This window comes from Halorubrum sodomense, assembly GCF_900111935.1.
Taxonomy (GTDB): Archaea; Halobacteriota; Halobacteria; order Halobacteriales; family Haloferacaceae; genus Halorubrum; species Halorubrum sodomense.
In genome coordinates, this window is record NZ_FOYN01000001.1 from 372,009 (window position 1) to 396,332 (window position 24,324).

23 protein-coding genes are annotated in these 24,324 nt (G+C 68.5%); 13 read left to right on the forward strand and 10 right to left on the reverse strand.

Annotated elements, in window-relative coordinates:
* Window position 1: 1 nt before the first annotated feature.
* Window positions 2-1,483, forward strand: coding sequence for a preprotein translocase subunit SecY (gene secY, locus BM286_RS01930; protein ID WP_092919904.1), 1,482 nt, complete (start codon window positions 2-4; stop codon window positions 1,481-1,483).
* A 267-nt stretch (window positions 1,484-1,750) separates the two neighbouring features.
* Here the strand turns inward: secY and BM286_RS01935 are convergent, their stop codons facing one another.
* A complete protein-coding gene (locus tag BM286_RS01935) occupies window positions 1,751-2,584 on the reverse strand; it encodes a hypothetical protein (protein ID WP_092919905.1) in 834 nt (277 codons plus the stop codon).
* A 192-nt stretch (window positions 2,585-2,776) separates the two neighbouring features.
* Here BM286_RS01935 and BM286_RS01940 point away from each other — a divergent pair, with 192 nt between their 5' ends.
* From BM286_RS01940 to BM286_RS01950, 3 genes are all read left to right on the forward strand, one after another.
* Window positions 2,777-3,907 carry a tRNA (guanine(26)-N(2))-dimethyltransferase gene (locus BM286_RS01940; protein WP_092919906.1) on the forward strand — a complete coding sequence of 377 codons (1,131 nt, stop codon included), beginning with the start codon at window positions 2,777-2,779 and terminating at the stop codon, window positions 3,905-3,907.
* Between the two features lie 62 nt (window positions 3,908-3,969).
* Window positions 3,970-5,295: a YihY/virulence factor BrkB family protein gene (locus BM286_RS01945; protein ID WP_092919907.1), complete on the forward strand. Its 1,326-nt coding sequence runs from the start codon at window positions 3,970-3,972 to the stop codon at window positions 5,293-5,295.
* Between the two features lie 78 nt (window positions 5,296-5,373).
* Complete coding sequence (locus tag BM286_RS01950; RefSeq protein ID WP_092919908.1) at window positions 5,374-6,381, forward strand: phosphatase PAP2 family protein; 1,008 nt, start codon at window positions 5,374-5,376, stop codon at window positions 6,379-6,381.
* Between the two features lie 36 nt (window positions 6,382-6,417).
* On the opposite strand, the gene glnA is transcribed toward BM286_RS01950, so the two are convergent.
* A complete protein-coding gene (gene glnA / locus BM286_RS01955; protein ID WP_092919909.1) occupies window positions 6,418-7,785 on the reverse strand; it encodes a type I glutamate--ammonia ligase in 1,368 nt (455 codons plus the stop codon).
* 126 nt (window positions 7,786-7,911) lie between these two features.
* Here glnA and lrp point away from each other — a divergent pair, with 126 nt between their 5' ends.
* The gene (gene lrp, locus BM286_RS01960) at window positions 7,912-8,370 is read left to right on the forward strand and encodes an HTH-type transcriptional regulator Lrp (protein ID WP_092919910.1); all 459 of its coding nucleotides are present in this window, start codon (window positions 7,912-7,914) and stop codon (window positions 8,368-8,370) included.
* Between the two features lie 54 nt (window positions 8,371-8,424).
* Here the strand turns inward: lrp and BM286_RS01965 are convergent, their stop codons facing one another.
* Both BM286_RS01965 and gap read right to left on the reverse strand, forming a co-directional pair.
* Window positions 8,425-9,651, reverse strand: a complete 1,227-nt coding sequence (locus BM286_RS01965; protein WP_092919911.1) for a phosphoglycerate kinase — start codon at window positions 9,649-9,651, stop codon at window positions 8,425-8,427.
* A gap of 101 nt (window positions 9,652-9,752) precedes the next feature.
* Window positions 9,753-10,805 carry a type I glyceraldehyde-3-phosphate dehydrogenase gene (gap, locus tag BM286_RS01970; protein WP_092919912.1) on the reverse strand — a complete coding sequence of 351 codons (1,053 nt, stop codon included), beginning with the start codon at window positions 10,803-10,805 and terminating at the stop codon, window positions 9,753-9,755.
* Window positions 10,806-11,033: 228 nt separating this feature from the next.
* Between gap and BM286_RS01975 the strand changes: the two genes are divergently transcribed.
* Entirely contained in the window at window positions 11,034-11,414 is a 381-nt protein-coding gene (locus BM286_RS01975; RefSeq protein WP_092919913.1) for an Hsp20/alpha crystallin family protein, read from the forward strand.
* 39 nt (window positions 11,415-11,453) lie between these two features.
* On the opposite strand, the gene BM286_RS01980 is transcribed toward BM286_RS01975, so the two are convergent.
* Entirely contained in the window at window positions 11,454-12,365 is a 912-nt protein-coding gene (locus tag BM286_RS01980; RefSeq protein WP_092919914.1) for an ATP-grasp domain-containing protein, read from the reverse strand.
* Window positions 12,366-12,838: 473 nt separating this feature from the next.
* Window positions 12,839-13,129 (reverse strand): translation initiation factor eIF-1A, encoded by a 291-nt coding sequence (eif1A, locus tag BM286_RS01985; protein ID WP_092919915.1) that lies wholly within the window; start codon window positions 13,127-13,129, stop codon window positions 12,839-12,841.
* A 122-nt stretch (window positions 13,130-13,251) separates the two neighbouring features.
* Between eif1A and BM286_RS01990 the strand changes: the two genes are divergently transcribed.
* Together BM286_RS01990 and BM286_RS01995 are read left to right on the forward strand one after the other, a co-directional pair.
* Window positions 13,252-13,431, forward strand: coding sequence for a DUF7470 family protein (locus BM286_RS01990; RefSeq protein ID WP_092919916.1), 180 nt, complete (start codon window positions 13,252-13,254; stop codon window positions 13,429-13,431).
* Window positions 13,432-13,527: 96 nt separating this feature from the next.
* Entirely contained in the window at window positions 13,528-13,773 is a 246-nt protein-coding gene (locus BM286_RS01995; protein WP_092919917.1) for a hypothetical protein, read from the forward strand.
* A gap of 19 nt (window positions 13,774-13,792) precedes the next feature.
* Here the strand turns inward: BM286_RS01995 and BM286_RS02000 are convergent, their stop codons facing one another.
* Window positions 13,793-15,508, reverse strand: coding sequence for a cryptochrome/photolyase family protein (locus tag BM286_RS02000; protein ID WP_092919918.1), 1,716 nt, complete (start codon window positions 15,506-15,508; stop codon window positions 13,793-13,795).
* A 132-nt stretch (window positions 15,509-15,640) separates the two neighbouring features.
* On the opposite strand from BM286_RS02000, the gene BM286_RS02005 reads away from it, so the two are divergent.
* The 4 genes from BM286_RS02005 (at window position 15,641) to BM286_RS02015 (ending at window position 17,699) form a co-directional block, all read left to right on the forward strand.
* Window positions 15,641-15,838 (forward strand): hypothetical protein, encoded by a 198-nt coding sequence (locus BM286_RS02005; RefSeq protein WP_092919919.1) that lies wholly within the window; start codon window positions 15,641-15,643, stop codon window positions 15,836-15,838.
* Between the two features lie 80 nt (window positions 15,839-15,918).
* A complete protein-coding gene (locus BM286_RS02010; protein ID WP_092919920.1) occupies window positions 15,919-16,896 on the forward strand; it encodes an aldo/keto reductase in 978 nt (325 codons plus the stop codon).
* Window positions 16,897-16,990: 94 nt separating this feature from the next.
* On the forward strand, window positions 16,991-17,146 hold the full coding sequence (locus tag BM286_RS15390) for a hypothetical protein (RefSeq protein ID WP_167603287.1): 156 nt from the start codon (window positions 16,991-16,993) through the stop codon (window positions 17,144-17,146).
* Window positions 17,147-17,249: 103 nt separating this feature from the next.
* Window positions 17,250-17,699 (forward strand): hypothetical protein, encoded by a 450-nt coding sequence (locus tag BM286_RS02015; protein ID WP_092919921.1) that lies wholly within the window; start codon window positions 17,250-17,252, stop codon window positions 17,697-17,699.
* Between the two features lie 145 nt (window positions 17,700-17,844).
* Here BM286_RS02015 and BM286_RS02020 read toward each other — a convergent pair whose 3' ends face one another.
* Window positions 17,845-21,000, reverse strand: coding sequence for an adenosylcobalamin-dependent ribonucleoside-diphosphate reductase (locus tag BM286_RS02020; RefSeq protein WP_092919922.1), 3,156 nt, complete (start codon window positions 20,998-21,000; stop codon window positions 17,845-17,847).
* A 423-nt stretch (window positions 21,001-21,423) separates the two neighbouring features.
* On the opposite strand from BM286_RS02020, the gene BM286_RS02025 reads away from it, so the two are divergent.
* Window positions 21,424-21,666 carry a hypothetical protein gene (locus BM286_RS02025; protein WP_092919923.1) on the forward strand — a complete coding sequence of 81 codons (243 nt, stop codon included), beginning with the start codon at window positions 21,424-21,426 and terminating at the stop codon, window positions 21,664-21,666.
* Window positions 21,667-21,691: 25 nt separating this feature from the next.
* Here the strand turns inward: BM286_RS02025 and BM286_RS02030 are convergent, their stop codons facing one another.
* On the reverse strand, window positions 21,692-23,959 hold the full coding sequence (locus tag BM286_RS02030) for a CDC48 family AAA ATPase (protein WP_092919924.1): 2,268 nt from the start codon (window positions 23,957-23,959) through the stop codon (window positions 21,692-21,694).
* Window positions 23,956-24,207 carry an Hsp20/alpha crystallin family protein gene (locus tag BM286_RS02035; protein WP_092919925.1) on the reverse strand — a complete coding sequence of 84 codons (252 nt, stop codon included), beginning with the start codon at window positions 24,205-24,207 and terminating at the stop codon, window positions 23,956-23,958. Before BM286_RS02035 ends, BM286_RS02030 begins: the two co-directional genes overlap by 4 nt.
* Window positions 24,208-24,324: the final 117 nt, after the last annotated feature.

The following is a 24,324-nucleotide window of genomic DNA, read 5'->3' on the forward strand; positions in this document are numbered from 1 at the left end:
TATGAGCTGGAAGGAGGCCGCCGAACCGGTGCTCTCGCGGATGCCCGTCGTGGAGCGGCCCGCGGGACACGTCCCGTTCAGACGGAAGCTCACGTGGACGGCCGGAATCCTGATCGTCTACTTCTTCCTGACCAACATCAACCCGTTCGGGTTGGCCGTCGGTCAGGGCTCTGACTTCTTCGGGCAGTTCCGGTCGGTGCTCGCCGGGTCGTCCGGGTCGCTGTTACAGGTCGGTATCGGACCGATCGTCACGGCGTCCATCGTCCTCCAGCTGTTGGGCGGTGCGAACCTCCTCGGGCTCGACACGGAGAACGACCCGCGCGACCAGGTCCTCTATCAGGGCCTCCAGAAGCTCCTCGTCATCATCATCGCCGCCCTGACGGCGGCGCCGATGGTGTTCACCGGTAGCTTCCTTCCGGCCGACGACGCGGTCGCGAGCGCGCTCGGGATCGGCACCTTCGGCGTCCAGCTGTTGATATTCGCGCAGATATTCGTCGGCGGTATCCTCATCCTGTTCATGGACGAGATCGTGAGCAAGTGGGGGGTCGGCTCCGGCGTCGGGCTGTTCATCATCGCGTCGGTGAGCCAGCAGATCGTCGGCGGCTTCTTCAGTTTCTCCGCGCTCGGCGCGTCCGGCTTCTTCGCGAACTGGTACGGCGTCATCGTCGGTAGCGTGCCGGCGTCGATGTCGCCGTTTACCGCGGAGGGGCTCCAGAACCTACTCTTCGATCCCGGGAACATTCTGGCGCTTTTCACCACGGTGTTCATCTTCGGGATCGTCGTGTACGCGGAGTCGGTCCGCGTCGAGATCCCGCTGTCGCACGCCCGCGTGAAAGGCGCTCGCGGACGCTTCCCGGTGAAGCTCATCTACGCGTCCGTCCTGCCGATGATCCTCGTTCGCGCGCTGCAGGCGAACATCCAGTTCCTCGGTCAGATCCTCTCCTCGCAGTGGGCGGGGATGCCGGCGTTCCTGGGCGAGTACAGCGCGCAGGGCCAGCCCATCTCCGGGCTGTTCTACTACCTGAACCCCATCCAGAGCCGCAGCCAGTGGATGTGGTTCCTTGGGGAGATCCCGGCCTCGGTCGAGCCGTGGATGATCGCGGTCCGGCTCGGTGTCGACCTCACGTTCATGATCGTCGGCGGCGCCATCTTCGCGATCTTCTGGGTCGAAACCACCGGTATGGGGCCGGAGGCGACCGCGAAACAGATCCAGAACTCCGGGATGCAGATCCCCGGATTCCGCCGGAACCCGCAGGTCGTCGAGAAGGTGATGGAGCGGTACATCCCGCAGGTGACCGTCATCGGCGGCGCCCTCGTCGGGTTCCTCGCCGTGATGGCGAACCTGCTCGGCACTATCGGCGGCGTCTCCGGGACCGGGCTGCTGCTGGCCGTCTCTATCACGTACAAGCTGTACGAGGAGATCGCCGAAGAGCAGCTGATGGAGATGCATCCGATGATGCGCCAGATGTTCGGGAACGAGTAACGAACATCGACGCCCCTTTCAATTCTTTTTCGACCCTGAGCGACCGCTCCGTCCTCTGTTGGCTCCCATCTGGGGGTGGTCGCAGTGACCGACCCGGACGACCTCTTCAGGCAGCTCGACGAGGCCGAGGCGGTCACCGACGATCGGCCTCAGTCGATCCAGCCATCGGCTGAGCAGACGGAAGCCGACGGTCTCCGGCCGAGTGCGGATACGCCACTCGACGCAACTGCGTCTACAGAGGGAACGAGGCGAGCGCCCCGAAGCGGTTCACGACTCTCGTCCGTCCGCGCCGTTGCCCTGCCCCGTAACGGTTTCTTCGACCTTTTCGTCTACTTTCTCGTCGACCGCCTCCTCCACCGTCTCGCTGACCGTCTCCTCAACTTTCTCGCCGACTGTCTCCTCGACCGTCTCTTCCACTTTCTCGCCGACTGTCTCCTCGACCGTCTCTTCCACCGTCTCCTCGACCGTCTCTTCCACTTTCTCACCGACTGTCTTCTCGACGGTCTCCTCAACGGTCTTCTCGACCGTCTCGCCGACTGTCTCCTCCACGGTCTCCTCGACGGTTTCACCGACTTTTTCCTCGACGGTTTCTCCGACTTTTTCCTCAACGGTTTCACCGACTTTTTCCTCAACGGTCTTCTCGACCGTCTCGCCGACGGTCTCCTCGACTTTCCCCGTTACCTCTTCGCTGACGGTGTTGCTGACGTCGTCGGCGACCCCGCTGACCTCCTTGTTGACGGTCTCGCCGACGCTCTTTTCGACTTCCTTGCTCACCTGCTCGCCGACGGTTTCCTCGACGGTCTTCTCGACCTCCTTGCTGACCGTTTCGCCGACGCTCTTTTCCACCTCTTTGTCGACGGTCTCGCCGACGCTCTCCTCGACCTGTTTGCCGACCTGGTCTGCGACCTCGCGGGTCATCCAGTCCGGGTCGAACCGCGCCATCTTCCAGACGACGTGGACCACGTAGGAGGCGAACACGCCGACCCCGAACGCAATCCCCACGTTACTCACTTGAAGCGTCGCGATGAGCACGATCGAGAGCGCGATCAGTGCGCCGTACGCGATGTCGGTGGCTCCGTCGATCCGCGCCGGACTCACCATCGTCGTCCCTCCGTCTCGGCGTCGGCCGCGTCACGTCGCTGTTGCGTGGCTTCTCCGTTCATACTTTTATATCGGGCTCGCGGCGTAAAAGCCTCTCATTGTCGTCGCCGTCGACGGCCGCGCTCGACCGTGTCTCGGTTCGTCGGTGTTCGGGAGCGAGGCCCTTTTAGTTCGGATAGCCGAATCGGCGGTATGGACATCGAGGAGGGCGGACTCACCGTCTCCGTCCCGGAGGCCCGCGACGGCGCCAGCGAGGGCACCGGCGGCGGCGTCTTCTTCAACCCGACCCAGGAGCTGAACCGCGACGTGACGGTCGCGACGCTGCGCGCCTACCGCGACCGCGAGCCGCGCGCGGCCTCGTACCTCGACGCGATGGCGGCCTCGGGGATCCGGGGCGTCCGCGCCGCCGCGGAGGGGTATCAGGTCACCTGCGCCGACGTCGACGCGGACGCGGTCGAGCTCGCCGCTTCGAACCTCGACGCCAACGGCCTCGACGGCGAGGCGGTCCACCGCGACGTCAACGCCCTGCTGTACGACGAGGGGCCGTTCGACGTGGTCGATCTCGACCCGTACGGCACGCCGATCCCCTTCGCGGACGCGGCGTTCGCGAACGGCCGAAACCTGGTCTGCGTCACCGCCACCGACACCGCGCCGCTGTGTGGCGCCCACCTCAACAGCGGGATCCGGAAGTACGGCGCGGTCCCACGCAACACGGATTACCACCCGGAGATGGGGCTTCGAACGCTGATCTCGGCGCTCGTCCGGACCGCCGCGCGCTACGACAAGGCGGCGACGCCGATCCTCTCGCACGTCTCCCGTCACTACGCGCGGACCTACCTCGAACTGGAGTCGGGCGCCCGCGCGGCCGACGACTGCCTCGAGGCCGTAGGCCACGTCGACGGCTGCGAGGACTGCCTCTGGCGCGCGGCGACGCGCGGGCACATCGCCGACCCGGTCGACGCCTGCCCGGAGTGCGGGAGCGACCGCGTCCTCACGGCGGGCCCGATCTGGCTCGGTCCGATCGCGGACCCCGACTTCGCGCGCGCGGTCCGCCGCGAGGTGACGGACGACATGGGCGAGGCGAAGCGCGCCCGCAAGCTGCTCGGGACCGTCGCGCGCGAACTCGACACGCCGACGCACTACGACCAACACCGCCTGTACAAGGAGTGGGGCGAGCCCGCGATCGGGATGGACGAGTTCGTCGAGCGCCTGCGCGGCGCCGGTCACGAGGCCAGCCGCGCGCACTACCGCGGGACCGCGGTGAAGAGCACGGCGTCGGTCCCCGAGATGCGCGAGGCGGTCCTCGGCGACGACGCGAGCTGAGGGCGTTTCCTTCCGTCTCCGTACCCGACCGGTTTTTGTCCTCATCGACCGAACCGCGGAGCGTGCTCCGACACTCGCGTTCCGCGTTCGGCACGGTTCGGCGCGTCGCAGACCTCGCGATCGACCGACAGGTGACGTTTCTCGCCGCCGCCATCGCCTACTACGCGTTCGTTTCGCTCGTCCCCGCGCTCCTGCTGCTCGTCGTCGTCGCGACCGCCGTCTTCGGCGAGACGATCGCCGCCGAGCTGGTCGCGTCGACCGGGGAGTTCCTCACGCCGGCCGGCGAGGAGGCGGTCGTCGCCGCGGTCTCCTCGGCCGGCGGCCGGACCGGCGCGAGCCTGCTCGGCCTCGGCGTGCTGCTCTGGTCGACGCTGAAGGTGTTCCGCGGGCTCGACACCGCCTTCGTCTCCCTGTACGGCGGCGACGAGACGCCCGGATTCCTCAGGCAGGTCGCCGACGCCGCGTCCGTCGTCGTCGCCGTCGGCGTCGGTATCGGCGTGATGGTCGTCGTCGGCGCGTTCGTCGCGGCCGCGGACGCGGTCCCGCTGGTCGAGACGGCGAGCGTCCTCGCGTTGCCCGCGTTCCTCGCCGCAGTCTTCCTCCCTATGTACTACCTCCTCCCGCAGCCGACGCTCACCGTCCGCGATGCCCTCCCGGGCGCGGTGTTCGCGGCGGTCTGCTGGACGCTGCTCCAGGCGGGGTTTCAGGTATACGCCGCGGGCGCCGCGCAGTATCAGGTGTACGGCGTCATCGGCGGGATCCTGCTCCTGGTCACGTGGCTGTACCTCGCGGCCGTCGTCGTCGTCCTCGGCGGCGTCGTCAACGTGGTGTTCGCGGGACGGGTCGACGCTCCCGACGACGGCGCCGACGACACTCGGGACGGGGGAAGCGCCGGCGTGGTCGGTTCCCGGGACGACGCCGCAGACCGGCAGTTACAACAGGACCGCGGCCGACCCACGGGTATGAACGGCGAGTCGGACCGCGACGAGGGGGACGACGAACGGCCGCGGGGCGCGCCGGACGTCGCCGCCCTCGAAGCGGAGGTCCGGGAGCTGCGGTCACAGCTCGAGGAGTTCGAAGGCGACGTGGAACGCCGCACGGTCGACAAGCCGGAGGTCGAGTCGGAGCTGAAGCGGTACGTCCGATCGCGGATGCGCCGCGGCCACGCCCGCGGCTGGGGGCCGTACCTCGTGCTGCTGTACGGGACCGTGCTGACGCTCGCCGCGCTGACCTCGCTCGACGGGATCTACGCGGTCGGCGCCATCGTCGTCCTCGGGCTGTCGACGCTCGGCCTGTACACGATCTTCGTCGTCGTCGGCATCGGCCTCAACCTGATCGAGACGCCCGGCAAGGCGCTCGACTACGCCCGCCGCCGCGGCGATGACTAACGCGGCGACCTCCGCGTCGGCACCGCTCGGACCGACGGGAACCTCCGCGCCGGCGACGGCTCCCGAGGCGGTCGACGCGTGACCGGGCTCGTCGGCGCCGAGCGCGGCCTCGGCGAGACCGCGTTCGTCGACGCGCTCCCGGAGTTCGTCGTCGTCCTCTTCGCGGCCGTCACCCACCTCGCGGACCCCTGGTTCCTCTTCGGGCTGCTCGCGGTCGGCTACTGGTTCGCGAGCGAGGGCGCCGCGGGGTCGCCGCGCCGCGCCGGCGCGACGGCGGTCGCGGCCGTCACCTGCGCGTACGCCGCGACGGCGCTCGGCAAGGCGTGGTTCGCGGTCCCACGCCCGCCCGGCGCGATGCCCCCCGCCGACGTCCCGGCGTGGCTCCCCGCGCTCCTGACGGGGTGGTACGAGGCGCAGGTGCTCTCGGACGGCTTCGGCTTCCCGAGCGGCCACGCGACCGGCGGCGCGGCGGCGTACCTCGCGCTGGCGCTGCTGTACGACCGGTTCTGGACCGACCGCGCCCGCTACCTCGCGGCCGGAGCGGTCGCCGTCGCCGTCGCGGTCTCGCGGGTCGTCATCCAGGTCCACTACCTCGTCGACGTGTTCGCGGGGCTGATCGTTGGCGGCGGCGTCGTGGTCGGCGCGCTGTGGCTCGCGGGCGATCCGCGAGTTCGGCGGTCAGCGGTCTCGGAGTCGGCGGCCTCGGACCCGGCGTCCGATCCGACCGCCGAACTGAACCCCGAGCCGGCGTTCCTGTTCGCGGCCGTCGTCTCGGCCGGCGCGCTGGCCGTCGCCGTCGCGGGCGGGCACACCGGCGAGGTCGTCGAGGCGGGGATCGGGATCGCCACCGGCGCCGGCGGCGCGGTCGGCTGGCGGCTCGTCGACGGCGACGAGCCGGCGGTCCCCGTCCGAATCGCGGTCCCCGCGCTCGCGGTCACCGGCGGGCTCTGGGTCGGCGCGTACGCGCTCGCGGGAACGCTTCCGGTGACGCTGGTCGCGACGACCGCCGCCGTCGTCGCCGTCGTCGCGCTGCCGGCGCTGGCGGAACGGGTCCAGCCGGCGCTCGGCGGGTCGCGCGGCGCGTAAAAAAAGCGGTCGCGGACCGTCCGCCTCGGGCCGGACTCAGAACGTCTCCAGGTAGCGGTCCTCCTCCCACTGCGACACCTGGGTGAGGTACTCGCTGAACTCCTGGGACTTCGCCTCGGGGAACTTCTCCGAGACGTGCGGCCCGAGCGCGCCGGAGATGACCTCGTCCGCCTCCAGCTCTTCGACCGCGGCGCCGAGGTTCGGCGGCAGCGTCTCGATGCCGTACTCCTCGCGCTTCTCGTCGTCGAACTCGTAGATGTCCTCCTGGACCGGGTCGCCGGGGTCGGCGTCCGTCTCGATCCCGTGGAGCCCGGCGGCGATGAGCGCCGCGTAGGCGAGGTAGGGGTTACAGGACGGGTCGGGGCTGCGGACCTCGAAGCGCGCGGAGACGCCCGCGGCGTCGGGAACGCGAACGAGCGCCGAGCGGTTCGTGTCGGACCACGCGACGTAGATCGGCGCCTCGTAGCCGGGAACGAGGCGCTTGTAGGAGTTCACCGTCGGGTTGGTGACGGCCGTGAACGCCTCCGCGTGATTCAGGACGCCGCCCATGAACTGGTAGGCGGTCTCGCTCAGGTTGAACTCGTCCGAGTCGTCGGCGAAGGCGTTGTTCCCGTCCTCGTCGAACAGCGAGATGTGGCTGTGCATCCCCGAGCCGTTTATCTCGGCGATCGGCTTGGGCATGAACGTCGCGTGGAGGTCGTGCTGCTCGGCGACCGCGCGGACGACGGCGCGGAACGTGGCGATGTTGTCCGCCGTGCCGAGCGCGTCGTCGTACTTGAAATTGATCTCGTGTTGGCCCTCGGCGACCTCGTGGTGCGAGGCCTCGATCTCGAAGCCCATCTCCTCGAGGGTGAAGATGATCTCCTTGCGCACGTCGGATGCGAGGTCCTTCGGCGCGAGATCGAAGTAGCCGCCGTTGTCGTGCGGGATGGTGGTCGCGTTGCCCTCGTCGTCCTTCTCGAACAGGAAGAACTCCGGTTCCGGACCGATCGAAACGGAGTAGCCCATCTCTTCGGCGTCATCGAGGACGCTTTTCAAGACCTGGCGCGGACCGCCGATGAACGGCTCGCCGTCGGTGTCGACGATGTCACAGATGAGCCGCGCCGCACCGGAGTCACCGTCGTTACGCCACGGGAGCACCGCGAACGTGTCGGGATCGGGGACGAGCCGCATGTCCGACTCCTGGATGCGCACGAACCCCTCGATGGAGGAGCCGTCGAAGTAGATGCCCTCGGTGAACGCCTTCTCCGCTTGGTGGGCGGGGACGGAGACGTTCTTCACGACGCCGAGGATGTCGGTGAACTGGAGCCGCAGGAAATCGACGTTCTGCTCTTCGATCTCGTCGAGTACCGCCTGTTCCTCGGCCGTGAGGCCGCCGTCCGGTTTCGCGTGTTCGTCCGTCATGTTCTGGACGCTTCATTCGTTATCTGCCAGTATAAAGGCCTTATCGCTTGGCGCATGAACCGCCGGACGGGGAAAACTGCTGGACGTTCGTAAAATTCTAAAGCCCCGAAAGCGTGGTTAGGTGTGATGACGTACGAAAACCTCGACGCGAAGCTCATCAACTCCTTGCTCAGCAACGGACGCGCGAGCCTCCGAAGTCTCGGCGACGAACTCGACGTCTCGGTGACGACGGTTTCGAACCACCTCCGCGATCTCGAAGAAGGCGGCGTGATAGACGGGTACACCCCCGTCGTCGACTACGACAAGCTCGGCTACGACGTGACGGCCGTGCTCCAGCTCAAGGTCGAGGGGAGCGCCCTGCCGGACGTCACCGAGAAGCTCCGTCAGGAGAAACAGATGGTGAGCGTCTACGAGGTCACGGGCGACTACGACGTGATCGCCATCGGGAAGTTCACCGACACGGACGGGATGAACGACCAGATCAAATCGATCCTCACGGACGCGGATATCCGCGAGTCGAACACGAGCGTCGTCCTGAACGCGGTCACGGAGAACGAGCAGTTCGACCTCGACGTCGAGGAGTAGGACCTGTCACTCTCGGCCGCTCGGATCCGGTCGCCGCCGCTCAGATCCCCCGCTCTACCGCCGCCGCTCCGCTGCCGCCGTCAGGACCTCTACCGCCGGGAGCGGCTCGCCAGTCAGCGCGCGGATGTACGCGCCGCCCGCGATGGAGACGTGCGAGAAGTCGTCCTCGTCGAGCCCGTACATCTCGATCGCCCGCGAGGTGTCGCCGCCGCCGACCACCGAGAAGCAGTCGGTCTCCGCGATGGCCTCTAAGACGCCCACGGTGCCGTCCGCGAACCGCTCGTCCTCGAAGACGCCGAGCGCGCCCTTCACGAAGACCGCGTCGGACTCGCGGATCGCCGGCTCGTAGTCGGCGACCGTCGCCGAGCCGACGTCGAGGTACCCCGTCTCCTTTTCGTCGATGGCGTCGACGGCGACCTCCGCGCGGGCGCCGTCTTCCCCCTCGTACGCGAGGTCGGTCGCGAGCCGGATCGCGTCCCCCCGCTCGTCGAGGACCGACTCGATCAGCTCGCGGTTCGCCGCCCACTGCTCGTCGAACAGGTCCATTCCCTCCAAGTCGTGACCGACCGGGTGGCCCGCGGCGCGCAGGAACAGTTCGCCCGCGACGCCGCCGAGGAGGAAGCGGTCGACGCGGTCGTCGAGGGCGTCCATCACGCCGATCACGTCGGTCGCCTTGGTGCCGCCGACGACCATGGTGACAGGGCCGTCGAACTCGCGGGTCGCGATGGCGGTGTTCGCCTCGTACTCCGTCTCCATCACGCGGCCCGCGTACGCGGGAAGGACGATCGGGAAGCCGACGAGCGAGGCGTGCTTCCGGTGTGCCGCCGAGTAGGCGTCGTTGACGTACGCATCGAAGCGCGGCGCCAACGCCCGAACGAACTCGGTCTCGGCCTTCGCCTCCGGCGACTCCTCCGGGAGTTCGTCGTCGCACATCCGGGTGTTCTCCAACAGGAGGACCTCGCCCGCGCCGAGCGCGTCGACGGCCGCCAGCGCCTCGTCGCCGTACGTGTCGGCCACGAACGCCACGTCGCGGCCGACGTGGCCGGCGAGGATCTCGGCGTGGCCGGCGAGCGACGTGAAGTCGTCGCGGCCGGGTCGCCCCTGGTGAGCCAGCAGCGCGACGCGGTGACCGGCGTCTGCCAGTTCGCGAACGGTCTCCGCGTGACGCTCGAAGCGGCGGTTGTCCTGCGGTTCGCCGTTCTCGATCGGGGAGTTGAGGTCCAGTCGGACGAGGACCCGCGAGTCGGCCGGGAGGTCGTCGATGGTGTCGAACGTGGGCATGAGTGAGTGGTCGTCGATGAGATAGTTAAGCGGTGGCGCTCCGGGGGAACGTTGCCGCCGGGGGTCTGGTCCGGCGTCGTCCGTCGGTCGCGGTCAGGCGTTCAGGCTTCGTCGTGAACGTACGCGGCGGTGTCGAGCATCCGGTTCGAGAAGCCGTACTCGTTGTCGTACCAGGTGAGGATCTTCAGCAGCTTCCCGCCGGCGATGACGTTCGTCGACCGGAGGTCGACGTAGCTGGAGAACGGAAGTCCGACGATGTCCGAGGAGACGACCTCCTCGTCGGTGTAGCCGAGCACGCCCGCGAGCGGACCGGAGTCGGCGGCGTCGCGGAAGGCGGCGTTGACTTCCTCCTCGGTGACGTCCTCGTCGAGGCTGACGACGAACTCGGTGATGGAGCCGGTCGGGACCGGCACGCGCATCGCCATCCCGTCGATTTTCCCCTCCAGCTGCGGGAGGACCTCTTGGGCGGCGCCCGCGGCGCCGGTGGAGGTGGGGACGATGTTCTCGGCGGCCGCGCGGCCGCGGCGGCGCTTGCTCATCGGGCCGTCGATGAGGCTCTGGGAGCCGGTGTACGCGTGGACGGTCGTGAGGGTACCGGCGTCGATGCCGAACTCGGCGTCGAGCACCTTCGCGACCGGCGTGATGGAGTTCGTCGTACAGGAGGCGTTCGAGATCACGTCGTCGCCCTCGTACTCGTCGTGGTTGACGCCGTAGACGAGCTGTTTGACCGGCTTCTCGCCCTTCGGGGGCGCCGAGATGATCACGGTGTCCGCGCCGCCGTCGAGGTGCGCGCTCGCGTCGTCGCGGGTGCGGAAGATGCCCGTACACTCCAAGGCGACGTCGACGTCGAGTTCGTCCCACGGGAGGTCGGCGGGATCCTGAACGTTGAACAGGGGAACGGCGGTGCCGCCGATCGTTAGCTCTTCGCCGTCGCGCTCGACGCCGTCGAGCCGGCCCATGACGGTGTCGTACTTCGCGAGGTACCCCATGTCGTCGAAGTCCATCACGTCGTTGATGCCGACGAGTTCGATCCGCGGGCTCTCCAGCACCGCGCGGAACACGTTGCGCCCGATGCGCCCGAAGCCGTTGAGCCCCACCCGCACGACCTCGTCGTCGCTCACGTCGTCGCCGGCGGCCAGATACGATTTACTCATATTCGAAAAAGACGAGCCCCAACTACTTAAATCCGGCTCAGTCGCCGCGAGATAGTCATAATCGTTCGAATTTGTTACGGGCGGTGTCGTCGAGCGCGGGCGGTTCCGAGTCGAGTTCGGGCGGTCGCCGTCTCGCACCGCCGTTCGTCGTCCCCGCGGCGCTGGGGGATACCGGCCGATACGGGGACCGACAGAAGGCTTATCGGGATCACCGACCTCACGGGAGGTATGGACAGAGACGACCGCGACGATCCGTTCGGAGACTTCTTCGAGGAGATCGAGCGGATGATGAACGAGATGGCCACCGGCGACGCCCCGTCGGCCGACGACGCGGGATTCGGCTCCGACACCCACGTCGACGCGTACACCACCGAGGAGTCGGTGCGCCTCGTCGCCGATCTCCCCGCCGTCTCGAAGGACGACCTCTCGCTGCGCTGCGACGGCGACGCGCTCACCATCTCCGCGGTCTCCGACCGGCGCGAGTACGACGAGACGGTCGACCTCCCCGCGCCCGTCGACGAGCGCTCCGCGGACGCGACGTTCAACAACGGCGTCCTCGAGGTCACGTTCGACCGCGCAGACGACAGCGCGTCGATCGATCTGGCCTGAGTCCGCAGGCCGGTCTCGGCCCCCTCCCGGTTCCTCTCCTCATTCCCCCTCGTCGGTTCGCCGGATCAGCCCCGCGACCCGGTCGTAGAAGTCGTCCTCATACTTCGTCGCGGCGTCGACGGTCGGCCGGGCGTTCGTCTCGTTGACGACGAGTCGGTCGCCCGTCGCGAGCAGATCGACGCCGAGGTAGTCGATACCGAGCGCCTCGGCCGCGCGCTCCGCTAGGTCGCGCGCCTCGGGGTCGAGGTCAACGCCGCGGGCCGTCGCGCCGCGGTGGACGTTGTGTTTCCACCGCCCGGCTTCGAGCGCCTCGGCGTCGAGTTCGCGTTCCACCGCCCCGGCGTACGCGCCGTCGACGACCATCGCGCGGTAGTCGCGTGCGTCCGACAGGAACTCCTGGATGAGGAACGACTTGTCGCCGGTGGCGCGGTAGTCGTGGATCAGGTTCAGGTAGTCGACGACGCCCAGGAGCGAGTCGAGGTCGGTCGCGGTCGCGACGCCGACGCCGCGGGTCGCGGAGTTCGGCTTCACGACGACGGGGTACGAGAACCCCTCGGCGGCGTCGACGACCACCGACTCGTCGACGGGGTTCGAGACGAGCGTCGTCTTCGGCGTCGGCAGGCCCGCCGCCGACAGTCTCGCCAGCACCCCCGCCTTGTTCCGCGAGGCGACGACCGCGTCGCGGCCGTTCACCCACGGGACGCCGAGGCGCTCGTCGACCACCGCGCCCTCCATCAGGCGGGTGGGGTAGACGAGACCGACGTCGAAGCCGGCGAACTCGTCCGGGTCGGCCGCGGGCGAGTCCGGTCCCGATCCGGGCGACTCCCCGCCCGAGACGCGCAGCGCCCGCTCTTTCGCCCGGACGTGGCCGACGTCGATGCCGCGGTCCCCGAGCGGCCCGCGCACGCGTTCGAACGTCTCAGCGTCGGTGGTCATCGCGAGCCGGAGCATACGCTCGCTGGGGCCCGTTCGGACTTAAAAACCGCGTGGGCGGTTGACGACGGCGACACCAACGCGACACGAGACGCCGTGGCGCGTGCCTGCGAGCGGCCGCCTCCGGCGGCCGCGAGACAGCACGCGCGAGGGAGTCGCCGGCTCCCGAAGCGAAGCGGAGGGTGCCGGCGACGAGGCCGGGGAGGCGTGAGGTGCTGTGCGGTGCCGTGCGGGGCGGGACTCAAAGGGGCAGTCGCCGGCGGCTTCGCCGCCGGCTGCCCGTGGCGCGTCGCGCCACGCTGCCGCGAGGACGAAGACGGGCGACGTAAGGACCGCAGGAGCGAACGTAGTGAGCGACGAGGACCGCAGCGAGCCCATCGAGCCCTCGCGGCTGGGGCTTTGGCAGTGTTCACCACCGATTCGCGGCCGGTTATTTATTTATAAATGGTCCGACACCCGAAGGATTCAATCGCCAACTCACTCTCGACGACTTACTGTAAGTGGCCTTCCTCGCGAAGCTGCTCCGCCTCGCTCTTCTCGTAGCGCCACGAGATGTCGGCCTTCTCGTCCTGCCAGTCCCACGGCTCGACGAGGACGATGTCGTCTTCGCGGATCCACACGCGCTTTTGCATCCGACCGGGAATGCGAGCGGTCCGCTGTTTCCCGTCCGCACAGCGGACCTTGACGCGGTTCGCGCCGAGCATCTCGAGGACCTCCGCGAACACCTCGTCGTCGTCGGGCATCCGGAGGTCGTTCCGACCGCCGCCGTCTCCGTTGCTCATGCGTACGCGGTGATACGCGCTCCCGAAAATAAAAGGGCCGCTCTCAGTCGGGGTGCCCCGCGTCGCCGGCGGCCCGCGGCGCATCCGCCCCTTTTAACCACGACCGACGACCACCCGACGACATGCGTGACACGCTCGGACTCGAAGGCATCGCCGGCCTCCTCGCCGTCGTCGCCGCCGTCGGTATCATCGCCGTTCGCGACCCCGTCATCGCCGGCGCCGTGATGGTGCTCCTCGCCGGCCTCGCGCTGATCGCGAAGGGGCTCGTCGACACCGCCATGCGGTCGTTCGGACTGAAGTGACCGGGCGCGACCCGAGCGCCCTCGCCGTCGTCGGCGCCCGCTCGACGTTCACCGTTCTCCCGAAAGAGTCATAATCGCCGGCCGTTCCCCTCGAGTATGGTCGAAGTACCCGCCGTCGCAGTCGAACTCGTGGAACTCCTCGCCGTCACCCTCGGGGCCGGCGCGGCCGCCGCGGTCGGCGTCGTCCTCGAACGCTTCGGACTCTCCGCGGTCTCGGGCGGCGACCTCGTCCTCGGCGCCTGGGCCGTCGGCATGGGGCTGCTCGCGCTGTACGTCGGGGTCGTCGGGCTGGGCTACGAGCAGGCGCTCCCGCGGCTGCGCCGACTCGCGAGCGGCGAGTAGGACGGGGAGCCCCCGACCCTTACAGCTCTCCCTCGGCCGCTCGTTCGCGCACCCGGGCCGCGCGCTCGCGGATCGCCCTCCACTCCTCGTCGTCTTTCCCGTCGACGTGCGAGTACATCAGCCCCATCCGCCCGGTGCCCCGCAGCGTCTTCTCGTTCTCCTTTAAGAAGTCCCAGTAGAGCGCGTTGAACGGGCAGGCGCCCTCGCCGGTCGTCCGCGAGACGGCGTACCGGCAGTCCGCGCAGTGGTCGCTCATCCGGTTGACGTAGCTCCCCGAGGAGGCGTACGGCTTCGAGGAGAGCACGTCGGTGCCGAACGACCCCATCGCGACGACGTTCGGCGTCGTCACCCAGTGGTACGCGTCGACGAAGCCGAGGTGGAACCACTCGTTCAGCTCGGCCGGGTCGGCGCCGTACACTAACGCGAAGTTCGACAACACCATCAGCCGCTCGATGTGGTGAGCGTAGCCGTACTCACGGACGTGGCCGACCGCCTCCGAGAGACACCGCATGTCGGTGTCGCCGTCCCAGTAGGCGGGCGGCAGGTCCCGCGACTGCGCCAACTGATTCGCGTCGGCCAGCTCGGGCATCGCCTCGCGGTAGACGTGGCGCACGAACTCCCGCCAGCCGATCACCTGCCTGACGAACCCCTCCGCGGCGTTCAGCGGGACTGGGGCGGGATCCGCCGCCGCTTCCGCCCTCGCCTCGCCGCCGTCACCCCCGTCGCCGCCGAAATCGTCGAGCGAGGTCGCCTCCGCACCCGCGCCGACCTCGCCGTGCTCGGCGGGGTCGTACCCGCCCGGCTCGACCCCGCGCTCCGCGTAGGCGCGTTCGACCGCCCGGACGGGCTCGCGCGGGTCGAGCAGCCCGAGGTTGATCGCGGGCGAGAGCAGCGAGTGCGACAGGAACGGCTCACCGCCGACCATCGCGTCCTGGTACCGGCCGAACGCGGGGAGCCCCTCGCGGACGAATTGCTCGAGCGACTCGCGCGCCTCCTCGCGCGTGACCGGCCACGCGAACCCGTCGAGCGAGTCGCTCCCCCACGTGTCGAACCGCTCGCGGACCCACGCGTGCGTCTCGCGCGTCAGCCCGTCCGGCTCGAACGTCGGCCGCCCGGGCGGTTCCCAGTCGTCCGGCGGCGTCGCCTGGTTCAGGTCGTCGTAGTTCCACTCCCCGCCGACCGGCTCGCCGTCGTCCATCAACACGCCCGTCTCGCGGCGGACGTGGCGGTACCAGTGTTCCTGTCGGTAGGTGCGCTCGGCGGCGTCGTCCGGACCGATCTCCGTCTCCTCCTCGCCGGCCCACGCGCGCCAGTCGGTCGGGGTCGTCCAGAACAGTTCGTTGTCGACGAGTTCGAGGCTCCCGCCGCGCTCGGCGACGAGCTCCCGGAGCCGCTTGCCTGTGCCGTGGCTCGCCGGGCGCATGAGTCGCAGGCGCGGCCCCTCGTCGTCGCTGTCGCCGTCGTCCCCCTGCCTCCCGCGTTCCGCGAGGAACTCGTCGAGCCCTTCGCCGAACGACTCGGCCCGCAGGTACGTCACGTCGTGGCCCCGCTCGCGAAGTTCGTCGCGGAAGTGCCGCATCGCCGAGAACACGAGCGTCAGCTTGTGGGCGTGGTACGGCTTCCGGTCGGCGAAGCCGTGCGCCTCGATCAGCAGCACGTCGTCGGCGTCGTCGAGGACGTCGAGGTCGGGGTTGAGCTGGTCGCCGAGCAGCCAGCAAGTGGTCCGGTCGCTCACGTCCCGAATCAGGGGTGCGAGCGCCATAGCTCCGGCGGCGCCCCGCGCGGCCGCGGCCCCGACCGCCGCCGCTCTCCCGCGCGTCGCTGCCGCATCCGCGGCTTTTTGTCGCCCCCGCGTGACGGGCGAGCCATGGACGACATTCTCACGAACTGGCTGCTCGGCCTGATCGCCGCCCTCCTCGCAGTGCTGGTACTCGACTCGACCGGCGAGCCCTTCCTCGCCCCGCTCGCGCCGGTCGCGAACGTGCTCGCGCTCGTCACCTTCCTCGCGTTCGTCATCCTCACCGGGGCGTTCCTCGTGTACACGGCGTCGTTCCGGGACCTGTGACCCTCCCGGTCCGAGACGTCCACCCCCGCGATCCCCGCCGCCGCGCGTAGCTTTTTGTCCCGCCTCGAACTGGTACGAGTATGGAGTACACGACGCTCGGGAACACCGGTACCACCGTCTCGAAGATCTGTCTCGGCTGTATGAGCTTCGGCGACTCCGACTGGCGCGAGTGGGTCCTCGACGAGGAGGAGGGCAGGGAGCTCGTCGAGCGCGCGATCGACCTCGGCGTGAACTTCTTCGACACCGCCAACATGTACTCGAACGGCGAGAGCGAGCGCGTCCTCGGCGAGGCGCTCGACGGGTACGACCGCGACGAGTTCGTCGTCGCCACGAAGGGGTACTTCCAGATGGACGAGTCGAACCCGAACTCGGGCGGGCTCTCGCGGAAGGCGATCGAACAGGAGCTCGAAAACTCGCTCGACCGGCTCGGGACGGACACGATCGACCTCTACCAGATCCACCGCTGGGACGACGAGACGCCGATCGAGGAGACGCTCGCCGCGCTCGACGACGCGGTGCGGCGCGGCGACGTACGCTACATCGGCGCCTCGTCGATGTGGGCCCACCAGTTCGCGGAGTCGCTCCACGTCAGCGACCGCGAGGGATACGAGCGGTTCGCCACGATGCAGAACCACTACAACCTCGCCTACCGCGAGGAGGAACGGGAGATGCTTCCGCTGTGCGAGAAGGAGGGAGTCGGCGTGATGCCGTGGAGCCCTCTCGCGCGCGGGTACCTGACGCGCCCGCACGAGGACGTCGACGCGACCCTTCGAGGACGGACCGAAGACCACCTCTACGCCCATCCGTATCGCGAGGGCGGCGGCCGGGCGATCAACGAGCGCGTCGAGGAGCTCGCCGCCGAGAAGGGGGTCAAGATGGCGCAGATCGCGCTCGCGTGGCTGTTCCACAAGGACTCGGTCGACACGCCAATCGTCGGCACGACGAGCGTCGACCACCTCGAAGACGCGGTCGAGGCGCTCGATATCGACCTCTCTGATTCGGACATCGAGTGGCTCGAAGCGCCCTACGAACCGGTCCGCGTCTCCGGCCACGAGTGAGGCCGGCGCGCGGACGGCCCGCGCTCGACGCTCTAAGTCGTGTTTTAGGGATATATCGGTAACCTATTTGTATGCTAAACAATAACAACCGCATATGAGTGACGACACCGACCGCTCCGCGGTCCGGTCGCGTACCGAGTACGCGCGCACCCGGACGCGCTGTCCGAACTGCGGTGACCGCGTACCGGCGGCCGGCGGCGACGGGGAGCCCGCGGAGTGTCCGAACTGCCACCGCATGGTTCGGACCTGACGCCGGCGGGGGAGAACCGGGCCGCCGCTCTCTCCCGACTTATAAACCCTCCGTCGCGGGCCCCACGACAACCCTTTTCGGCCGCGCCGCCGAATCGTGGCCCATGCCAGACGACGACGTCACCGACCCCGAGAACGGCGAGGCCGGCGAACAGGGCGACTCCCCGGACGGCGACGACGGCGAAGAGAAGTCCTTCCGCGAGCGCGTCGAGGAGATTCGCGAGCGACGCGAGGAGGAGCGCGAGGAGGGCGACCGGCCCGACCCCGAAGAGATGATGGGCGGCGGCGGCCCGCCGGGAATGGGCGGCGGTGGCGGCGGCGGCAACCCCTTCGCGCAGATGATGTCCGGCATGATGGGCGGCGGCGGCCCCGGCGGCGCGGGCGGCCCGCCCGGCATGGGCGGCGGCGGTCCCGGCGCGCAGGGGGAGCAGGGCGGCCGCGGCGACGACGGCGGCAACGAGGAGCTCGTCCGCGAGGTGCGCCAGCTCCGCGACGAGGTCCGCGACGCGACCCGCCAGCTCCAGCGCATCGCGCAGGCGCTCGAAGACGACTGACTCGCCGGTCGCTCTCCGCGGCGGCTCCCTCCAGTTTTCCGACTCGAACAGCGGCGCGTCCGTCCGTCTCCCACGCAGCGATGAGCGCGCGTGACGGCATCCGCGTCCCGCAAAAAAACCGCGTCGTCGGTCGCTCGCTACCCGTCTAACACTCCGACCAGCCGCACGACTCGCACGTCTTGCAGCCCTCGGAGTAGTAGAGGTTCATGCCGCCGCAGTCGGGGCACTCGGGCGACTCGCCCGCCGCGATGAGCTCCTGCGTCGAGTCGTCGGCGCCGGCGGCGTCGTCCTTCGCCGCCGGACCGGAGCCGTCCGCGCTCGGGGCGTCGGTCGCCGGGCCGGCGTCGACCGCGCCGCCGTCGGTCTGACTCGGACGGCTCGCGCCCGACGCGGTCTCCTCGACGTCGTCGAGGCTCTGCTGTTGGGGGATCCCCTTGTCGACGTCGTCGTCGAGGTAGCGGCGCAGCGCCGTGCCGATCGCGTCCGGGATCGACTGGATCTGCTCGCCCTTGTCCCACGCGACCTTCGGGCTCCGGGTGCCCTGTAGCTCGTCGACGATCTCCTCGGGGTCGACGCCCGAGCGGAGCGCCGTCGAGATGACCTTCGCGAGCGCCTCGGTGAAGGAGTTGGTGTAGCCGCCGGAGTGACCGATGTTCGCGAACAGCTCGAACGGCAGGCCGTTGTCGTCTTCGTTGATCGTGACGTACAGCTTTCCGTAGCCCGTCTCGACGCGCTGTGTGACGCCGTTCAGAGAGTCGGGGCGGGGACTGCGCTCGCTGTAGTCGATACGAGGCTGCTCGCTGGCTTCGAGCAGGTCCGAAATCTCCGCGTCGATCGCCGCCTGGACGTCCTCGTTGTCGAGGAACGACTCGATGCCGCCGAACACCTCGCCGATCTGCTCGACGATCGCCTCGGCCGCCTCGCTCTCGTCGGCGAACTCCGTGTTCTTCGCGCGGGTCGTGAGCACCTGCTTCGAGCGGGTGCCGTCGCGGTAGACGGTGACGCCCTTGCCGCCGTGGTCGTAGATGTAGCGGTACACCTCTTCCATCTCCTCGGCGGTGGCGTCGTTCGGGAAGTTACACGTCTTCGAGATGGCGGAGTCGACGCCCTCCTGGCAGGCGCACTGGACCGCCGCGTGCTGCTTGCCCGAGAGGTCGCCGGTGACGACGAACAGCTCGCCGATGGCCTCCGGGACCGTCTCTAACCCGTCCACGCCGTCGAACTCGTTTTGCGCCATCTGCTCTTGGGCCTCCTGTTTGACGGCGTCGACGTCGACGTCGTTCGCCTCTAAGGTGCGCAGGAAGTAGTCGTCGAACTCGACGAGCATCTCGTCGCCCTGGACGTCGTCGGAGACGTTCTTGTAGAAGGCGACGTTGTAGATGGGCTCACAGCCGCCCGTCGTGTTCCCGATCATCGACGTCGTGCCCGTGGGCGCGATCGTCGTCGTGTTGTGGTTGCGGACCGGGAAGCCGTCCGCCCACTCGTCGGCGTCGAGGCCGGTGTAGTGCTCGAACCAGTCGCGGTACTCGGTGGGGTTCGCGTACTTCGAGTCCTCCCAGTCGTTGAACGTCCCGCGCTCCGTCGCGAGCTCGTGGGAGGTCTGTTTCGACGCGTGGTTGATGTGGGTCATCAGCTGGCGGGCGACCTCGTGGCCCGGCTCGGTGCCGTACTGGATCCCGAGCTGGATGTACAGCTGCGCGAGCCCCATGACCCCCAGCCCGATCTTCCGCATGTCGCGGACCTTCTCTTCGATCTTGTCGACCGGGAAGTCCGACATCGTCACGACGTTCTCGAGGAAGCGCGTGCCGTACTCGATCCGCTCGTCGAACTCCTCGAAGTCGATCGCCTCCTCGAGGAAGGCCTCGATCGCCGCCGCCTGTGAGTCGTACTCGTCGGCGTGTTCGTCCGACCAGACCCGCCAGTCCGGCGCGTCCTGCGACGCCAGCGTCGAGAGGTTGATGTGGCCGAGGTTACAGGCCTCGTACTCCTCCAACGGCTGCTCGCCGCAGGGGTTCGTCGCGAGGATCCGGTGGTCCGGGTGCTCCTCGACGTCGAAGGAGTGCTCTTTGTTCACCCGTTCGAGGTAGATGACGCCGGGCTCGCCGTTCTCGTGGGCGCCCTCGATCATGTCGTCCCAGAGCTCCTGCGCCGGGATCGAGAGCTCCTCGCCGACCTCGACGTGCTCGCCGAGACCGAACATGTCGTAGATCTCCTTCGTCTCCGGCGTCGCGACGTGCGGCTCCTCCGTGCGCGGGTTCGTGAAGGTGAACTCCTCGTCGTTGTACAGCGCCTCCATGAAGTCGTCGGTGACGCCGACGCTGATGTTGAAGTTCGAGAGGTGGCCCTCGACCGCGTTCCGGAGGTGCTCGGGCACCTTCCCGTCCTCGTCGATGAGGTCGCGCGCCTCCTCCAGCGCGTCCGCGAAGGAGTTGTGCGTGAAGTCGTCGGGGTCGTTCAGGCGCAGCGAGTGCGCCAGCGAGACGTCCTTGTTCTTCGCGTGGATGAACTGGATCACGTCCGGGTGCGAGACGCGCATGACGCCCATCTGGGCGCCGCGCCGCGCGCCGCCCTGCGCGATCGTCTCGCACATCTGGTCGAACGTCCGCATGAACGTGATCGGGCCGGAGGCGATGCCGCCCGTCGAGCCGACGGCGTCGCCGTAGGGGCGGAGCTTCCAGAACGCGTACCCCATCCCGCCGCCGGACTGGAACACCTCGGCCGCCTCCTTAGCGGTCTGGTGGATGTCGGTGATGTCGTCGTCGGGGGAGTCGACGAAGCAGGCGGAGAGCTGCTGCAGCTCGTCGCCCGCGTTCATCAGCGTCGGGGAGTTCGGCATGAACGAAAGCGACTCCATCCCGTCGCGGAACGTCTCGGTGGTCGTCTCGACGTGGTCGCGGACGCCCTCGGGCAGTTCGGGAACGACCGTGTCGTACGCGAACTTGTTGACGTTGCGGGCGGTGAGCGTCGTCTCGACGTCGTCGTCGACCGTCGTCCCCGCGCCGAAGACCTCCTCGGCGAGCTCGTCTCGGCGCGGGTGGTCGGGCTTGACCTGGTCGGGCGTGACCGTGATCTCGACGCCCCGCTTTTCGGCCTCGAAGACCGCCTCCGCGAGCGCGACGTTGCGCGCGACGCGGTCGAACAGCTCCTCGGGATCTTCGATCGGCTCCCCGTCCGCGTTCTTCCGGAGGTAGCGCGCGGGCAGGATGTTGTGGTAGGCGTTGGCCGTGAGGCGCTCCTCCATGGTGTCGCCCGTGGTGCGTTTGATCGGCAGTTCGAGGTTGTCGGCGGTGACACCGCTCATTCGGCGGCCACCCCGCTCGGTTGGCGTGGAATATGGATCATCTGTAGTGTTGGTGTACTGGTGAGGCGGGCCCTTGTACGTTCGGATGTCGGGACCCGACCGGCTTTACGTGTCCGATCTGCTATGTAACGTCGATGCGGCGCGTCTGACGTTGAATCCGGTACGTCGGTGAAGAACGGACTCTGTACACATAAGCGTAGGTAGACCGGAGTGAAACTGATCTTTGACCGAGCAAACCGCGGTACGAAGGCGGTTTCCCACCGGAACAGAAGGGGGGTTACCGGGCGGTGATTCCACCCGTGATACCGGGCACTAGCCGCCCTACGCTTGTCGCCTTGACGAGCACACGTCCGGAGTCGACGCGGTTCTTGCCGCAGACATATCAAGAATCAATAACCGGGATCGGTCTCGTCCCACAAGCTTATGCCCGGCGTCGCCGTGGCCCCGAATATGACCGCAACGTCGCTCGCACTCGCGGGGCTCGTCGCGCCGGCACAGGCCGCGCTGCTGGGCAGTCAGGTGGGGCAGCTGTTGGTGGCCCTCGTCGCCGTCGCGCTGATCATCGTCGTCGGCAAGTTCGTGTTGAAGCTCGCCTGGCGGCTGGTCACGATCGGTATCGTCCTCGTCGCGGCGTTCTACCTGCTGTCGACGCTCGGATTAATATAAAAACTCGTTCGGCCGCGCCGTCCGCTTACTGGAACGCGGCGCCCGGCTCGGCCTCGGTGCGGTCGACCTCGGACCGCTTGAACTGCTTTTCTATCTCCTCGTACCGCTCGCGCGTCTCGGGGGTGACGCTGGGGTTCACCTCGTTCAGCGCGTTCTCGAAGTGCGCCATCGTCACGCGGATGTTGCCGACGGACTCGCCGACCTCCTCGCGCGTGACGCTGCCGATGAACTCCCGGGAGGCGTTCATCGACGCCTCGCGGGCGACCGCCTCGATGTCGGCGCCCACGTACCCGTCGGTCTTGCGCGCCAGCGCGTCGAGGTCGACGTCGTCGGCCAGCGGCTTGTTCCGCGTGTGGACCTCGAAGATCCGGCGGCGCGCCGTCTCGTCGGGGACGGGCACGTGGACGTGCCGGTCCAGGCGCCCGGGGCGCAGCAGCGCCGAGTCGATGAGGTCCGGGCGGTTGGTCGTCGCGATGACGACCACGTCCTCCAGCGACTCGAGCCCGTCGAGCTCCGTCAGCAGCTGGGAGACGACGCGCTCGCCGACGCCGGAGTCGCCGGAGTTCTTGCCGCGCTCGGTCGCGATCGAGTCGATCTCGTCGAAGAACACGATCGTCGGCGCGTTCTCGCGGGCCTTGCTGAACACCTCGCGGACGCCCTTCTCGGACTCGCCCACGTACTTGTTCAGCAGCTCCGGCCCCTTGATCGAGATGAAGTTCGACTCGCTCTCGTTGGCGACCGCCTTCGCGAGCAGGGTCTTCCCCGTGCCCGGCGGGCCGTACATCAGGACGCCCTTCGCGGCCTGTATGTCCAGCTCCTCGAACACCTCGGGGTACTCCAGCGGCCACTGGATCGTCTCGCGGAGCCGCTCTTTGGTGTCCTCGAGGCCGCCCACGTCCTCCCAGGTGGTGTCGGGGACCTCGACGAACACCTCGCGGAGTGCGGAGGGTTCGATCCCCTTGATCGCCTCCTTGAAGTCCGACTCAGTCACCTGGATGGAGTTCAACACGTCGGCGTCGATCTCGTCGCTCTCGAGGTCTATCTCCGGGCGGATGCGCCGCAGCGCGTGCATCGCGGACTCCTTCGCGAGCGACTCGAGGTCGGCTCCGACGAAGCCGTGGGTGTTCTCGGCGTACTCGTCGAGGTCGACCCCCTCGGTCAGCGGCATGTTCCGCGTGTGGACTTGGAGGATCTCCTTGCGCCCGTCGCGGTCGGGGACGCCGACCTCGATCTCGCGGTCGAAGCGACCGCCCCGTCGGAGCGCCTGATCGATGGCGTCGACCCGGTTCGTCGCCCCGATGACGACGACCTCGCCGCGCTCTTCGAGCCCGTCCATCAGCGAGAGGAGCTGGGCCACGACGCGGCGTTCAACGTCGCCGCCGGCCTCCTCGCGCTTGGGCGCGATGGAGTCCAGCTCGTCCATGAAGATGATCGACGGCGACTCCTCGGACGCCTCCTCGAACACCTCGCGGAGCTGCTCTTCGCTCTCGCCGTAGTACTTCGACATGATCTCCGGGCCGGAGATCGTGTGGAAGTTCGCGTCGATCTCGTTGGCGACCGCCTTCGCGATCAGCGTCTTCCCCGTGCCCGGCGGGCCGTGGAGCAGGACGCCCTTCGGCGGGTCGATCCCGAGGCGCTTGAACAGCTCCGGGTGGCGCATCGGCAGCTCGATCATCTCGCGGACCTGCTCGAGCTCGTCGTCGAGCCCGCCGATGTCCTCGTAGGTGACGTCCGGCCCCTCGCCGGTCCCGCCCGCGGCCTCGCCGCGGTCGGCGATCTCCTCGGCGGAGATCTCGGAGATGCTGATCTCCGTCTCGTCGGTGATGACGACCGTGCCGCCGGGGCTCGTCTCGGCGATCTTCATCGGGACCGCCTGCGACTGACCGCCCATCAGCCCGAAGCCGAGCGACGTGCGGATGGTCTGTCCCTCCGTCACCGGCTGGCCGGAGAGCTTGTCGCGGATGAACGGGGCGATCTGGCCCCGCACCCGCAGCTGGCTCGGGAAGGCGATCGTGACCGCGTCCGCCCGCGAGACGTCCACGTCTTCGACGGTCACGCGGTCGTCGATCCCCACGTCGGCCTCCTGACGGAGCCGGCCGTCGATCCGGATCACGCCGGTGCCGTCGTCCTCGGGGTAGCCGGGCCAGACGCGGGCGATCGCCGCCCTGTCGGCGCCCTCGACGCGGACGATGTCCCCGCCGGAGAGCCCGAGCTCGTCGGCCGCGACGCGGTCGATCGCCGCGAGGCGCCGACCGGCGTCCTTCTGTTTCAGCGGCTTGACGGTGAGCTTCATCGCTCGCCCTCCACGGTGATCACGCCGTTGTTCACGGCCGCGGACGCGGCCGTTCCGGGCAGATCGAACTCCGATTCGACCGGCTCTTCCGGTCCCTCGACGACGACGATCGCCGTTTCACCGACGGTGTCGACGCTGACGTCCTCGTCGTCGACGCCGAGATCGGCGGCGACGATCCAGGCGTCGTCGTACTCGTACCGGCGCAGCAGCGCGCCGTCCCCGGTCGATCGGGTCTGTATGTGATTCATCCTAACTACGAGTTAGTCGCACAAGTATATAAATATGTCCCTCAAAATCGCAAGACGTGAGTGATTCTCTTTCCTAACGGTAGTGTAGCGGTTCGAGCGATTCGGCCGCCGTCGCGC

Bases quoted from the DNA above. Each gene is read 5' to 3' on its own strand.
- secY (WP_092919904.1), top strand. From the start codon at position 2: ATGAGCTGGAAGGAGGCCGCCGAACCGGTGCTCTCGCGGATGCCCGTC.
- BM286_RS01935 (WP_092919905.1), bottom strand. From the start codon at position 2,584: ATGGTGAGTCCGGCGCGGATCGACGGAGCCACCGACATCGCGTACGGC.
- BM286_RS01940 (WP_092919906.1), top strand. From the start codon at position 2,777: ATGGACATCGAGGAGGGCGGACTCACCGTCTCCGTCCCGGAGGCCCGC.
- glnA (WP_092919909.1), bottom strand. From the start codon at position 7,785: ATGACGGACGAACACGCGAAACCGGACGGCGGCCTCACGGCCGAGGAA.
- lrp (WP_092919910.1), top strand. From the start codon at position 7,912: ATGACGTACGAAAACCTCGACGCGAAGCTCATCAACTCCTTGCTCAGC.
- BM286_RS01965 (WP_092919911.1), bottom strand. From the start codon at position 9,651: ATGCCCACGTTCGACACCATCGACGACCTCCCGGCCGACTCGCGGGTC.
- gap (WP_092919912.1), bottom strand. From the start codon at position 10,805: ATGAGTAAATCGTATCTGGCCGCCGGCGACGACGTGAGCGACGACGAG.
- BM286_RS01975 (WP_092919913.1), top strand. From the start codon at position 11,034: ATGGACAGAGACGACCGCGACGATCCGTTCGGAGACTTCTTCGAGGAG.
- BM286_RS01980 (WP_092919914.1), bottom strand. From the start codon at position 12,365: ATGCTCCGGCTCGCGATGACCACCGACGCTGAGACGTTCGAACGCGTG.
- eif1A (WP_092919915.1), bottom strand. From the start codon at position 13,129: ATGAGCAACGGAGACGGCGGCGGTCGGAACGACCTCCGGATGCCCGAC.
- BM286_RS01990 (WP_092919916.1), top strand. From the start codon at position 13,252: ATGCGTGACACGCTCGGACTCGAAGGCATCGCCGGCCTCCTCGCCGTC.
- BM286_RS01995 (WP_092919917.1), top strand. From the start codon at position 13,528: ATGGTCGAAGTACCCGCCGTCGCAGTCGAACTCGTGGAACTCCTCGCC.
- BM286_RS02005 (WP_092919919.1), top strand. From the start codon at position 15,641: ATGGACGACATTCTCACGAACTGGCTGCTCGGCCTGATCGCCGCCCTC.
- BM286_RS02010 (WP_092919920.1), top strand. From the start codon at position 15,919: ATGGAGTACACGACGCTCGGGAACACCGGTACCACCGTCTCGAAGATC.
- BM286_RS15390 (WP_167603287.1), top strand. From the start codon at position 16,991: ATGAGTGACGACACCGACCGCTCCGCGGTCCGGTCGCGTACCGAGTAC.
- BM286_RS02015 (WP_092919921.1), top strand. From the start codon at position 17,250: ATGCCAGACGACGACGTCACCGACCCCGAGAACGGCGAGGCCGGCGAA.
- BM286_RS02020 (WP_092919922.1), bottom strand. From the start codon at position 21,000: ATGAGCGGTGTCACCGCCGACAACCTCGAACTGCCGATCAAACGCACC.
- BM286_RS02025 (WP_092919923.1), top strand. From the start codon at position 21,424: ATGCCCGGCGTCGCCGTGGCCCCGAATATGACCGCAACGTCGCTCGCA.
- BM286_RS02030 (WP_092919924.1), bottom strand. From the start codon at position 23,959: ATGAAGCTCACCGTCAAGCCGCTGAAACAGAAGGACGCCGGTCGGCGC.
- BM286_RS02035 (WP_092919925.1), bottom strand. From the start codon at position 24,207: ATGAATCACATACAGACCCGATCGACCGGGGACGGCGCGCTGCTGCGC.